Raw genomic sequence first — 12,995 nt, 5'->3', positions numbered from 1 at the left:
TCCGGCCGGCGGGCAGACCTGTGCCGCCCCCGCGCGGCAGGTCACGTGCGGGGAAACGGGCTGCCCTAGCCGGGGAATTCGGGGATGTCTCGGTGTCTGTCGCGGGTGGGGGCGGCGTGGGAGGACGCCGTCGCTCCGGGCAGCAGCCGGGCCGTCGCGCCGCTGCCGAACGCTGCCGCGGCGAGATCGGAGTGCCGCGTCGTGCTGCCGTCCCCCGCCGACTGACCGACCGCGCTGCCACTCGGGAACGCGGGTGCGGGGGCGGGAGTCGGACTGCCGGCCGTCTTTGTGGCCGGGGTTGGCGCGGGTACGGCGTTGTCGCCGGCCGAGGCGAACACGTCGCCCACGGGCACGGCTGCTTCTCGCTTGCCGGGCCTCGCGCCGTCACTGTGCCCGGCGGCCGCATGGACCCCGGCGCTCGGAGCCGGTGCCGTGTGCGCGCCGTTCCCGGGCTGACCGGGGGCGCCGATCTGCCCCGGGATGCCGGGCAGCCCTGGCGTCGACGGCGGACCCGGCAGGAACCGCGGCGGAGCCTCGGCGGCGAGCCCGCCGACGAACTCCCCCACTTCCCGGACCTCTTCCCGCACCGCTCCCTGGGCCGTTCCCCGCACGTCGCGTACTCCTCGTACGACGGGTGCGGCGACCTGAGTGCGGACCGGCTCGGTCACGTGGGTCCGGACGGGCTCGACCACGCGATTCCGGGCGGGCTCCACGGCCTGTTCCCGCACGGCCCCGACGGCTCGGGAACCGCCGGCGGGAGACGTGCCGTGCGCCGCCTGCGCGGGGACGGGTGCGTGAACCGGCGTCTGAGCCGTTGTGTGAACCGCCTGCTCGCCCGCGGCCTCCGTCGGCGGCAGAACTCCCTCCGCCGCATGCGCCCTTCCCCCGCACAGCAGGCCGAACACGATCAGGCCCCCCGCAAGGAACATCACCCGGAGCGCCACGTTCAGCGCACGCCGCCCGGCCGCTGCGCGCACGACGCGCAGAGCGGCAACAGGCAGAGCGACCGGGGAAGTCAAGGTGGGGAACCCTCCCGTACGAGGGGCGCGGGGACGCGGGACGCGTGAGCGCGGGGATGAGAAGAGCCGCGCCGATCCTTGCACGGGACGCCCGAGGTTGCGCAAGCCCCCTGTTACCGATGGGTAGTCATGTCCGGATTTACGACGTCCCGCACCTACGACGCCCCGTTCGCCGGGTTCCCCGAGTCCGGTATCGGCAGCGGCCGCTTCTCGATCGCCGCCGCCATCACCTCCGGGAAAAGATCCGGCGTGCAGGCGAACGCCGGTGCTCCCAAGGCCGCGAGCGCCGCCGCGTGCTCCCTGTCGAACGCGGGTGCCCCTTCGTCGGACAGCGCGAGCAACGTGACGAACTGCACTCCTGACGACTTCATCGCGGCGACCCGCTTCAGCATCTCGTTCCGGATTCCCCCTTCGTAGAGGTCGCTGATGAGGACGACGACGCTCTCCGCGGGGCGCGTGATCTGCGACTGGCAGTACGCGAGCGCTCTGTTGATGTCGGTGCCGCCGCCGAGCTGCGTGCCGAACAGGACGTCGACCGGGTCGTCGAGCTGGTCGGTGAGGTCGACGACGGCCGTGTCGAACACGACGAGCCTGGTGTTGATGGACCGCATCGAGGCCAGCACAGCGCCGAACACGGAGGCGTAGACAATGGAGGCAGCCATCGAACCCGACTGGTCGATGCAGAGGATGACCTCCTTCTTCACCGACTGGGACGCGCGGCCGTATCCGATGAGCCGCTCGGGGACGACGGTGCGGTACTCCGGCAGGTAGTTCTTGAGGTTGGCCGCGATCGTGCGGTTCCAGTCGATGTCGTGGTGGCGGGGCCTGTTGATACGGGCGCTGCGGTCGAGCGCGCCGGTGAGCGTCGCGCGGGTCCGCGTGGCGAGGCGCTTCTCCAGGTCCTCGACGACCTTCCGCACGACGGCGCGTGCCGTCTCCTTCGTCGTCTCCGGCATCGCCTTGTTGAGGGAGAGCAGCGTGCCGACGAGGTGCACGTCGGCGTCGACCGCTTCCAGCATCTCCGGTTCGAGCAGGAGCGCGGACAGGCCGAGGCGGTCGATGGCGTCTCGCTGCATGACCTGGACGACGGAGGACGGGAAGTACGTCCGGATGTCGCCGAGCCAGCGCGCCACGGACGGCGCGGACGCCCCGAGGCCGGCCGAGCGGCGACGCCCCCGCTCGGCCTTGTCACCTCCCCCGTAGAGCGCGGTCAGGGCGCCGTCCATCGCCGCGTCCTGGCCGCCGAGCGCGCATCCGGTGCCGTCCGCCTCGTCCCCGCCGAGCACGAGCCGCCAGCGCCGCATCCGCTCGTCCCGGGCTCCCCCGCTGAGCTCGTCCACCTGGTCGGCCGTCATCAGGCCACCCCCACAAGGTCGTTGTCACCCCGGCCGGAGCCGGTTCCCGCGTCAGATCCGGCGACGGCGTCGACCGTCCCGAGCAGCAGCCGCAGCACCGGCAGCACCGCGTCCGCGCGCACCTGGTCGAGACCGGGCGCGAACCCCGGCGGCGCCGTCCCCACGGCCGCCGTGGGTCCCACCCCCGCGGGCCCGCGCCGCACCAGCTCCCCCAGCGTGCGGCGCACACCGGATTCGTAGGCGGAGAACGTGCGGCGCAGCAGCGGCAGTACGTCCGTGAACGCGTCAGCGGACACTCCCGTCAGCCAGTCGTCGACGAGTGCGAGCAGCCGCTCGTCGTGTACGAGGAGCAGCCCGCCGCCGGATCCGCCGCCCACGAACCCCTCGATCCACGCGGCGGCCTCGGCGGGCCCGGTGCCGGGCGAGAGGGCGAGCCCCATCAGCCGCGCGGCCTCGCCCTCGGCCAGCTGTCCGTCGTCGAGGAGCAGCCGCGCGCACCGCCCCCGGATCACGCCGGCCACACTGTCGCGTGCGGCGAGTACCCGCAGCACGGAGTGCCAGCGGCCTCTGTGTCCGGCCGTCCCGTCGTCCTCCAGGAGCCCCACCGCCGCGTGCACCGCGTCCACATGGCCGCGCATCTCGGCCGCGGCGTCCCCGTCGAGCCCCGCGCACGCGGGCGGCAGGCCCACGAAGACGCGCTCGGCGAGACCGGCCGCCACCTCGCTCAGCGCCTGGGTGTCCGTCCCTCGCACATCGCCGTAGCGCACGGAGCGGACGAGGGCGGGCAGGGCCTGGGCGAGATGGCCGACGTCCGCGTCCATCGCGGCGCGGTCGGCCAGCACACGCATCACCACCGGGAGCGCATCCGGGAGTCCGGCGAGGAGGCAGCGCTCCGCGAGGGCGGTGACGTCGGCGAGGGCCGGCGCGCCGATCGCGTCCGCCTCGGCTCTGGCGGTGGCCGCCGAGAGCACGGTCGTCCCCCAGACTCCCGCCTCGGCGACGCGCACGGACAGCTCGGGCTCCCAGCGCAGCCGCCAGGTCTCCCGGAACGTGCCCGTGGAGGCACGCGTGGACCGTGCCGGTTCGCCCCAGCCGACGTCGAGGAGCCGGAGCCGGTGCAGGAGCCGGCTGCGCGCCGCGTCGGTCTCCTTGCGCAGGTCGAGCTCCAACTCCCGGTCCAGTGCCTCCGGTTTGAGCCTCAGGGAGCGCTGGAGCCGTGTGAGGTCGCGTTGCAGCGGCACGGCGGGCGCCGCGTCCGGGACCTCGCCGAGCACGTCCCCCACGACGAGCTTGTCGTGGACGAGCGACAGGGGTACGTCCGACCCCTCGCACATCACGGCGCGGATCGCGTCCGTCGTCTCGGTCAGCCCGGCCAGTGGGCGGCCCCGCATCGCGGCGAGCGTCCCGGCCAGCCGCACCGCCTCGATGACGTGCGCCGACGACACGATCCTGTCCTCGTCCCTGAACAGCCCGGCGACCTTGGTCATCCAGCGTTCGACGGGCCGGTCCGGGGCGCTGAACAGATGCCCGTACCAGCCGGGCGAGTCGATACCCGCTCCGTATCCCCCGGCCCGGGCGAGCCGGCGGTGCGTCCAGGGCACCCAGGTCATGTCGACCTTGGCCTTGGGCAGCCCCTTGAGGACGGCCCGGTCGGCGGCGACCGTGGTCTTCACACGCAGCGCGGGAACGTGCCAGGCTCCGCACACCACCGCGACACCTTCCCCGAACTCCTTCTGTGCGGTGCGCAGTTGAAGGCGCATATAGGCCTCCCGTACGAGGTCTCGCTCATGCCCGCCGTCGCCGTACTCCTCCCGCAGCGCCCCCATCGCCTCAGCGAGCGCCTCGAACGGCGCGAACGCGTCCCCCGACGCGCCCCGGTGCTCGATGACGTCCTCCCACCAGCGCTCCGGGTCGTCGTGCCCCGCGGTCTCGGCGAGTACGGCGAGCGGATCGACGCGCATCGCCTCCCTGGAATCCTCCTCGCCCTGCTCCCCGTCCCCCTCGGAGTCGTCCGGCGCCTGGCCCTGGTCGCGCAGGGCCAGGCTGTGCGCCGCCGGCAGGTCGATGAAGCGGACCGGAATGTCCCGCTCCAGGGCCCACCGGATCGCGACCCACTCCGGGGAGAACTCGGCCAGCGGCCAGAACGCGGAGCGCCCCGGCTCGTCCACGACATGCGCCAGCAGCGCGACCGGCGGCACCATGCCCTCGTCGGCGGCGAGCGCCACCAGGGCGTCCGCCTCGGGCGGCCCCTCGACCAGGACCGCACTCGGACCCGCCGCGTCGAGCGCGGCCCGGACGGCCCTGGCCGAACCAGGGCCGTGGTGACGCACCCCGAGCATCAGCGGCCCCTGCCCCCTCACCCGCTCGCTCATACGCTCACCTCACGGCACGCGCGGTAGAAGTCCTTCCAGCCGTCCCGCTCGCGGACCACGGCCTCCAGGTACTCCTGCCAGATCACCCGGTCCGCGGCCGGGTCACGGACGACGGCCCCGAGGATGCCCGCCGCGACGTCGGACGGCCGCAGCACCCCGTCCCCGAAGTGGGCGGCCAGCGCGAGCCCGCTCGTCACGACCGAGATCGCCTCGGCCGTGGACAGCGTGCCGCTCGGCGACTTCAGCTTCGTACGCCCGTCCTCGGTGACGCCGCTCCGCAGCTCCCGGAAGACCGTGACGATGCGGCGGATCTCATCGGTGCCGTCCGGAGCGGCAGGCAGGTCGAGGGAACGGCCGATCTGGTCGACGCGGCGCGAGACGATGTCGACCTCCGCCTCAGCGCTCTGAGGCAGCGGAAGCACGACGGTGTTGAAGCGGCGGCGCAGCGCGCTCGACAGGTCGTTGACCCCCCGGTCCCGGTCGTTCGCCGTGGCGATCAGATTGAAACCCCTGACGGCCTGCACCTCCTGGCCCAACTCCGGTATCGGCAGCGTCTTTTCCGACAGGATCGTGATCAGCGTGTCCTGCACATCGGCCGGGATACGGGTCAGCTCCTCGACCCGGGCCGTCATACCCTCGGACATGGCGCGCATGACGGGGCTGGGCACGAGGGCGTCCCGGCTCGGGCCGTGCGCGAGAAGTCGCGCATAGTTCCACCCGTAGCGGATCGCCTCCTCGGGGGTGCCCGCCGTGCCCTGCACGAGCAGCGTCGAGTCGCCGCTGACGGCGGCCGCGAGATGCTCGGAGACCCAGGTCTTCGCGGTGCCCGGCACACCGAGCAGCAGCAGGGCGCGGTCGGTGGCGAGCGTGGTGACGGCGACCTCGACGATGCGGCGCGGCCCCACGTACTTCGGCGTGATGACGGTCCCGTCGGGCAGCGTCCCGCCGAGCAGATACGTGGCGACGGCCCACGGCGAGAGGCGCCAGCGCTCCGGGCGCGGCCGGCCGTCCTGCGCCGCCAGCGCGGCGAGTTCGGCGGCGAAGGCGTCTTCGGCATGCGGCCGCAGCGCCTGCGCGGCGCCCTGGTCCCCCGCGGACGCGGCGCTCTTCTCGGTCGGTTCGACGGACACGGTCATGGCGATCCCCCTCGATTTCGGCCGGGCTCGGCCGGCACGTCCGGCACATCCCGAGCACTCGGCCGGGATGTGACTCCACCGTGCACCACGCCACTGACAATCACCGGCCGTACGCCGCTGACCTGCGCGAACACCCGCGCCACGGCCGATTGTCAGTGGCGGGACCTACCTTCGAGAACATGACTCAGCAGGGGGTGCGCTGGACGGCGGACCAGGTGCTGGCACTGGCGCCTGACGCCCCGTCACGCAAGGCGGGAAGCAAACTCGGCGTCGCCGGACCTTGGTCGGAGGCGGGAAGTTCGGGCGAGGGGATGGTGTGGGGGCTCTGCAAGGGCAGTGGCAGCAAGCCGTATCAGACGGTCGTGGATGTCGCGGACGCGGCGGGCCCGGCCTGCAAGTGCAGTTGTCCGAGCCGTAAGTTCCCGTGCAAGCACGCCCTCGGGCTCCTCCTCCTGTGGGCGGGGGCGGACGGCTCGGTGCCGGACACGCAAACACTTCCGGACTGGGGGCAGCAGTGGGCCGAAGGGCGCAGGAAGCGGGCACAGACCAAGCGGGAGACGGATGCGGCCGGGGGCGCCGCCGCTGATCCCGAGGCCGCGCGCCGCAGGGCCGAGCGGCGCGCCGAGCGGGTCACGGGGGGCGCGAGCGAGCTGGAGCAGCGGCTCGCGGACCTGCTGCGCGGCGGCCTCGCCTCGGCCGAGCAGGCCGGTTACGGGATGTGGGAGGAGACCGCGGCCCGCATGGTGGACGCACAGGCGCCCGGACTGGCCGCGCGAGTAAGGGAGTTGGGGTCGATACCCGCTTCCGGCCCCGGCTGGCCCGTACGGCTCCTGGAGGAATGCGCGCTGTTGCACCTCCTCGACAGCGGCTGGCTGCGCCGCGACCTGCTCCCCGCCGCACTCGCCTCGACGGTGAGCTCCCGCATCGGGCTGCCGTTGTCGGCGGAAGGGCGGCCGGCCCGGGACCGATGGCTGGTCCTGGCGCAGTACGACGCGGCCGACAGCCGGCTCACCACACGCCGGATATGGCTGTACGGGACGGAGTCCGGCCACACGGCGCTCCTCCTCTCCTACGGGGCGGGGGGCCGCACCCCGGCACTCTCACTGCCGGTCGGACTGGCGCTGGACGCCGAGCTCTGCGCGTACCCGGGCGACGGGCAGCTCCGCGTCGACCTGGGCGAACAGTTCACGGCGCCCGCCCCAAGTCCCGTACGGCCCAAGGGGGCAGGTGTGGCGGAGGCGGCGGCCCGGTACGGGGACGCGCTGGGCCGCGACCCATGGCTGGAGTCGTGGCCGGTGACGCTGCGTCGGGTCATACCCACGCCGGATGAGGCGAGCGACAGCGGCAGCGGCTGGCAACTGGCGGATGCTGACGATGACTTGGCACGACCGCATCCGGAGCGACCGGCCTCGGAGCGGCTGGCGCTCCCGATCACGCCGCAGGCCGCTTCGGGCCCCGGGCTGTGGCGGCTGGCGGCGCTGTCCGGCGGTGCCCCGGTCACCGTCTTCGGCGAATGCGGCCACCGGGGCTTCACCCCTCTCACGGCCTGGCCCGAAGGCCCGGGAGAAGCGGTGGAGCTGTGCTGACGAGCGAGACGAAAGAGACGACGGAAACGACTACGCGGACCCGTCCCCTGGGGAGGAGTGACATGAACGGACCTTCGACCGCCGGCGCCACGCCCACCAGCGCAGCCACGGGTGACCCATGGGAAGAGCTCGTCACCGTCGCCCTGCTCGGAACGGACCGGCGGACGCCGCCAGGCCACTCGGCCGGCGCCGACGCACCCACCGCGCTGCTCGACGCCGCCGCCGTACAGACCGTACGACGGCGGGCCGGACTGCGGCCCGCACCCGCTGCCGCGCTTCCGGCACGGGCGGCGGACGACCCGCGGCCCCCGCTCCCCGCCCCCGCGCGACGCAGACTGGCGATGCTGCTCACCGACCGCCCCGGCACCGGAGGCGGCCGCCGCGGCACGGCCCCCGACCTGATGGAGCTGCTGCCCCAGTGGCTGGCCGGGGCCAACGCAAAGGGGTACGCGGCCCCTCCGGATCTCCTCCCCGCACTCCTTGACGCGGCGCGCGGGCGCACGGATCTGCGGCCGCAGGCCCTCACGTTCGCCGGCCCGCGCGCACTGTGGCTGGCCCGGCTGAACCCGGACTGGAAGTTCGCGCTCCGTGCCGCACCCGGCGGCGGCACGGCACTCCCGGCGCCCGAGGACGGGGCAGACGTGCAATGCCTGTGGGAGGAGGGCCTGTTCGCCGAGCGGGTCGCGCTCCTGGCCCGGGTGCGCGCACACAACCCGGACGCGGCGCGGGAACTGCTCGCAACCACCTGGCCCGCCGAGCGGGCCGAGGACCGGCTGATGTTCCTCGACTCACTGCGGTCGGGGCTCGGCGACGCGGACGAGCCGTTCCTGGAACAGGCACTGTCCGACCGCAGCCGCAACGTCAGAGCCACGGCCGCCGAGCTGCTCTCCGCACTCCCCGGCTCGGAGCTGGCAGCCCGGATGGCGTCGCGCGCCGCCTCCTGCGTCGCCGTCGACCGCACTCAGGGCGCGACGACGCTCACCGTCGAGGCACCGCACGAGTGCGACGCGGGCATGGAGCGGGACGGCGTCGTCGCCGTACCGCCGACGGGCCGGGGTGAACGGTCGTGGTGGCTGGGCCAGTTGGTCGAGGCGACGCCGCTCGGCTGCTGGACCGCGCGGTTCGGCGGTCGCACGCCGGAAGAGATCGTCGCGCTGCCGGTGGCCGACGACTGGCAGGGCGAACTGCACGCCGCCTGGTGCCGGGCCGCTGTGCGCCAGCGGGACGTCGCATGGTCGCGCGCGCTCCTGGGCGCACCCGCGTCACCGGACGCCGCAGGCCCGGGCGCCGTATCGCTGTCCGAACGGGCGAGACTCCTCGGCGCCCTCCCCGACGGTGAACGCGCCGAGTGGGTGGCGGGGTTCATCGCGACGCACGGCCTGTCCGAGGCGTTCCAGCTGCTCGGGGTCTGCGCCCAGCCCTGGGCCGAGGCGCTCGGTCGGGCCGTGGTCGACGCGCTGAACATCGCGCGGGACGCGGGCAGTTACCCGTGGAGCTTCAGCGGCGTCATGGGCCTGGCCGAACGGTGCCTGGACCCCGCGGAAGCGTCCCGGCTCGAAGGCCTCACCGCCATCCCGGACGAACCGGAAGACGCGGCCCCCGGCGCCGGCGGCTACTGGTCGGAAGCGTTCCAGCGCCTGGTCAGCACGTTGCGCCTGCGGCAGGCGATGCGGGACGAGTTGAGAGGGGTGCAAGCGCAATAAGTACGGGGTGAGGCAGGGCAAAGGGGAATGGCCGGTTCGGGCGAAGAAAAGACCGCGCACCGAACCGGCACCCGTGCGTCATCACCTGGGAGGGACTGGAGGGATCAAGCCCCGGCAGGCTGACGGACGTTCGCGTTGACCCAGTCCACGATCGACGCCGTCGTCGCGCCCGGGGTGAAGATCTCCGCGACGCCCTTCTCCTTGAGCGGAGCGATGTCCGCCTCGGGGATGATCCCGCCGCCGAACACCTTGATGTCCGCGGCGTCGCGCTCCACGAGGAGCTCGATGACGCGGGCGAAGAGCGTGTTGTGCGCCCCGGAAAGAATCGAGAGACCGATCGCGTCGGCATCCTCCTGGATCGCCGTGTCGACGATCTGCTCCGGCGTCTGGTGCAGGCCGGTGTAGATGACCTCCATACCGGCATCGCGCAGAGCCCGCGCGATCACCTTGGCCCCGCGATCGTGACCGTCGAGCCCCGGCTTGGCGACCACCACGCGGATCGGACCGGCTGCCACACCCATCACTGCCTCCATGAAGCGACTTCTACCCGATACCTGACCTGATGCGTACCCGGGAAGTGAACGAACGTTATCGACAGCATCCCGCAACCGGCCGTTTCGCGGTGCGGAGCGAGGGGGAAATCACACGTTGGGACACGTTCACTGCGCGCCACGGCCGCCGCAGGCGGTTCAGAAGCCGCATACGGGGGCCTCTGGCGCAAGGGGAGCCGCAAAGAGAGAAGCCGCACCACCACACCGCCGCCGCCGCGCGGCGGGGCGACAGGGCGTATCGGCGCCGCGGTACGTACGGAGTTTTCGTAACGCACCGCGACGGTTACACACGGGCATCGACTCATCACAGCCCGCGTACGACGCGCATCGTCGGCCACCTCGGCGCATGCTTCCCATGAGGGCACACGGGAGACAGAGCCGTTTTCCCGGGTGCCGACGGGAGGTCGGCCATGAAGGTCACGAGCATCCTGCCCTTTCGCCCGCTCTGTCAGCTGTTCCCCGCCAGACTGGTGTTCCCCCCCAGGCTGGTCGGGGTCTCCGTCTCGTTGCTGAAGGCGACCGCTCTCGAGGTCGCGATCCTCGCCGGGCACCTCCTGCTCTACCCATCCGGCATCATCCAGGAGCGCAGGGCCGCCCCGGAGCTCCCTGCGCTCGGCTACGCCCCCGCCCCGGAGGGCCTGGACGAGGGCGCCGACGACACCTCGTACCTGACGGAGAGCACCACGCTGCCGGAGTCTGAGGACCAGAACGCCCACGGCACCCCCGACAGCCTCAGCGCCCGCCTGCCGGTCGCCGAGAACAAGCCGCCGGTTCTCCTGCTGCACGGCTTCATCGACAACCGCTCCGTCTTCTTCCTGCTGCGCCGCTCCCTCGCCCAGCACGGCCGGCACCACGTGGAGTCGCTGAACTACTCGCCGCTGACCTACGACATCCGCACCGCCGCCGCGCTGCTCGCCCGCCACGTCGAGGAGATCTGCGAGCGCACGGGCCACGACCGCGTGGACGTCGTGGGGCACAGCCTCGGCGGACTCATCGCCCGTTACTACGTGCAGTGCCTGGGAGGCGATCTGCGCGTACGCACCCTAGTGTCGCTCGGCACCCCGCACAGCGGGACCACGGTCGCGCCGCTGATGGACGCGCACCCGATCGTCCGGCAGATGCGCCCCGGCTCGACCGTCATCGAGGAGCTGTCCCGGCCCGCCCCCGGCTGCCGCACCCACTTCGTGAGTTTCTGGAGCGACCTCGACCAGATCATGGTTCCGCTGGAGACGGCCTGCGTCGACCACCCCGACCTCATCGCGCAGAACGTCCGCGTCACCGGCGTCGGACACCTCGCGCTCCCCGTCCACCCGGCTGTCGCCGCCGGCATTCGGCAGGCACTCGACGCCGAGGAGACGGAAGGAGCGCGCGCCGCCGACGCGGTGGGCGGCCTGACGGTGGCGTGACCGCGGCCTGACCGTGCCCCCGGAACGGTCTCCGAACTGGCCAAACGTCGAACGATTCTCGAACGCAGGGCCAAAGCTCTGCCCACAGTCCGCCGAAAGACAGCCGAATGCCCGTTTCCTGCGAACGGGAAACCTGCCGAAGATTGTCGAGCCCGCGTACCGCCGGGTACAGTCACCGCACTGCTCTGGCAGCCCCTGTTGTCGAGGCGAAAGAGAAGTTGGTGAACGACCGTCACCCGTCGGGGACTCAGACCTCCCCGGCCCCGGCTCAGGACGCCGACTATGCGCCCTACGCTCCGTATGACCAGCAGAGCGCGCAGTACGGCGACTACACCGGTTACGACGGCCACGCCACCGGCGGTTTCGCGGCCGACCCCCTCTTCGGGGACCTTCCCGGCGCGCAGAGCACCGGCTCGTACGACAGCGGCCAGTGGGCGACCGGCGCGCACCAGACACTGACGACGCAGGACCCCCAGCACCACGACCCGTACGCGGCGCAGCACCACGCCACCGCGTACGGCACCGGCAGCTACGACACCACCGCTGTCTGGGGGGCCGCCGCTCACGATCAACTCGGCGGTATTCCGGCCCAGTCCGGACCGGACCATTCCGGCCAGTGGGACAACAGCGCGTGGGCCGGCCAGACCGGGCAGTGGGACGCGAACGCCTTCGGGGCGCAGGCGCAGGGATTCACCACGCAGGACGCGTTCGCCACGCAGACCTTCCAGGCGCCGGCGGCCTTCGAGACCGGGACTTACGAGACCGGAACCTTCGACGCGCAGGGCTTCGAGACCCAGGCGTTCGATGCTCAGGCCTATGAGACGCAGGCGTTCGAGGCCCAGCCCTTCGCAACACAGACCTTCGAAGCGCACACCTTCGACACCGGCGCGTACGACGCCACCGCGTGGAACTCCGCGGGCGCCGAAGGCGACGACAACGACCTCGACGCACGGCACGGCCACGGCCAACCCGACGCCCCCGAGCCGGAGTTGAGCCACAACGACGATCACCACGACAGCTACAGCGAAGGCCTCGACGACGTCGAGGAAACCGTCGCCCGCGACGAGCGGCCCGCCCCGGTCACCCCGGCCCAGCGCGCCCGCTCCCGCCGCCGCTCCCCCGCCAAGCGCTCCGCGCTGCTCACCGTCGCGGTGCCCTCGGTGTGCGTGATGGGTGTCGCGGGAGTAGCCGCGGCCTCCGTCGGCGGGCTCGGCGGCGACGCCGGCAAGGACACGACGGCGGCCTCGGCACCGGACGCGACCGCCGTGAAGCCCTCCGTCGCCAACAACAAGCTCGACACCCAGCTCGCGGACCTCTCCGCGGACGCCGGCGACTTCGCCGACCGGGCGAGCCGCACCCAGGAACGTATCGACCTCAGGGCCAAGCAGCAGGCCGAGCGGAAGCAGGCGGCGGAGGAAGCGGCGCGCAAGGAGCGGCTGCGGCCCAAGTTCGTCCTCCCGGTCAAGCAGCGCGGGCTGAGCGCGTATTACGGGCAGGCCGGTATCAACTGGATGTCCGTACACACCGGCATCGACTTCCCCGTCTCGTACGGGACCCCGGTGATGGCCGCGACCGACGGCACCATCCGCACACAGTGGAACAGCGCGTACGGGAACATGGCGATCCTGACGGCGAAGGACGGCACGGAGACCTGGTACTGCCACCTCTCCAGCCACGCCGTCATGAGCGGACCGGTCAAGGCCGGCGACCTCATCGCGCACTCCGGGAACTCCGGCAACTCCACCGGTCCGCACCTGCACTTCGAGGTGCGTCCCGGCGGCGGCTCGGCCGTCGACCCGCTCCCGTGGCTCCGCAGCCACGGGCTCGACCCGACGTAGCAGGGCCGAGCCTCCCGGCGGCAGCCTCC

9 protein-coding genes are annotated in these 12,995 nt (G+C 72.6%); 4 read left to right on the top strand and 5 right to left on the bottom strand.

Features of this window, described 5'->3' with window-relative positions; all coding sequences use genetic code 11:
* Window positions 1–65: 65 nt before the first annotated feature.
* From ACY0PA_RS25765 to ACY0PA_RS25750, 4 genes are all read right to left on the bottom strand, one after another.
* Window positions 66–1,019: a hypothetical protein gene (locus ACY0PA_RS25765; protein WP_473080005.1), complete on the bottom strand. Its 954-nt coding sequence runs from the start codon at window positions 1,017–1,019 to the stop codon at window positions 66–68.
* Window positions 1,020–1,174: 155 nt separating this feature from the next.
* Complete coding sequence (locus tag ACY0PA_RS25760; protein ID WP_473080004.1) at window positions 1,175–2,374, bottom strand: VWA domain-containing protein; 1,200 nt, start codon at window positions 2,372–2,374, stop codon at window positions 1,175–1,177.
* Window positions 2,374–4,746, bottom strand: a complete 2,373-nt coding sequence (locus ACY0PA_RS25755; protein ID WP_473080003.1) for a DUF5682 family protein — start codon at window positions 4,744–4,746, stop codon at window positions 2,374–2,376. The genes ACY0PA_RS25760 and ACY0PA_RS25755 overlap by 1 nt, the downstream gene beginning before the upstream one ends.
* Window positions 4,743–5,882 (bottom strand): ATP-binding protein, encoded by a 1,140-nt coding sequence (locus tag ACY0PA_RS25750; protein ID WP_473080002.1) that lies wholly within the window; start codon window positions 5,880–5,882, stop codon window positions 4,743–4,745. The genes ACY0PA_RS25755 and ACY0PA_RS25750 overlap by 4 nt, the downstream gene beginning before the upstream one ends.
* A 179-nt stretch (window positions 5,883–6,061) precedes the next feature.
* Here ACY0PA_RS25750 and ACY0PA_RS25745 point away from each other — a divergent pair, with 179 nt between their 5' ends.
* Window positions 6,062–7,468 carry an SWIM zinc finger family protein gene (locus ACY0PA_RS25745; protein WP_473080001.1) on the top strand — a complete coding sequence of 469 codons (1,407 nt, stop codon included), beginning with the start codon at window positions 6,062–6,064 and terminating at the stop codon, window positions 7,466–7,468.
* A gap of 62 nt (window positions 7,469–7,530) precedes the next feature.
* Window positions 7,531–9,171: a DUF5691 domain-containing protein gene (locus tag ACY0PA_RS25740; protein WP_473080000.1), complete on the top strand. Its 1,641-nt coding sequence runs from the start codon at window positions 7,531–7,533 to the stop codon at window positions 9,169–9,171.
* 104 nt (window positions 9,172–9,275) lie between these two features.
* Here the strand turns inward: ACY0PA_RS25740 and ACY0PA_RS25735 are convergent, their stop codons facing one another.
* On the bottom strand, window positions 9,276–9,692 hold the full coding sequence (locus ACY0PA_RS25735) for a cobalamin B12-binding domain-containing protein (RefSeq protein WP_100594811.1): 417 nt from the start codon (window positions 9,690–9,692) through the stop codon (window positions 9,276–9,278).
* A gap of 440 nt (window positions 9,693–10,132) precedes the next feature.
* On the opposite strand from ACY0PA_RS25735, the gene ACY0PA_RS25730 reads away from it, so the two are divergent.
* Window positions 10,133–11,128 carry a lipase family alpha/beta hydrolase gene (locus ACY0PA_RS25730; RefSeq protein ID WP_473079999.1) on the top strand — a complete coding sequence of 332 codons (996 nt, stop codon included), beginning with the start codon at window positions 10,133–10,135 and terminating at the stop codon, window positions 11,126–11,128.
* 221 nt (window positions 11,129–11,349) lie between these two features.
* Window positions 11,350–12,966, top strand: a complete 1,617-nt coding sequence (locus ACY0PA_RS25725) for a M23 family metallopeptidase (protein ID WP_473079998.1) — start codon at window positions 11,350–11,352, stop codon at window positions 12,964–12,966.
* Window positions 12,967–12,995: the final 29 nt, after the last annotated feature.

The organism is Streptomyces sp. DS1-CR2 (assembly GCF_055760475.1).
Note: the sequence above shows the minus strand (reverse complement) of the source record. Positions and strands in the feature narration are given on the sequence as shown.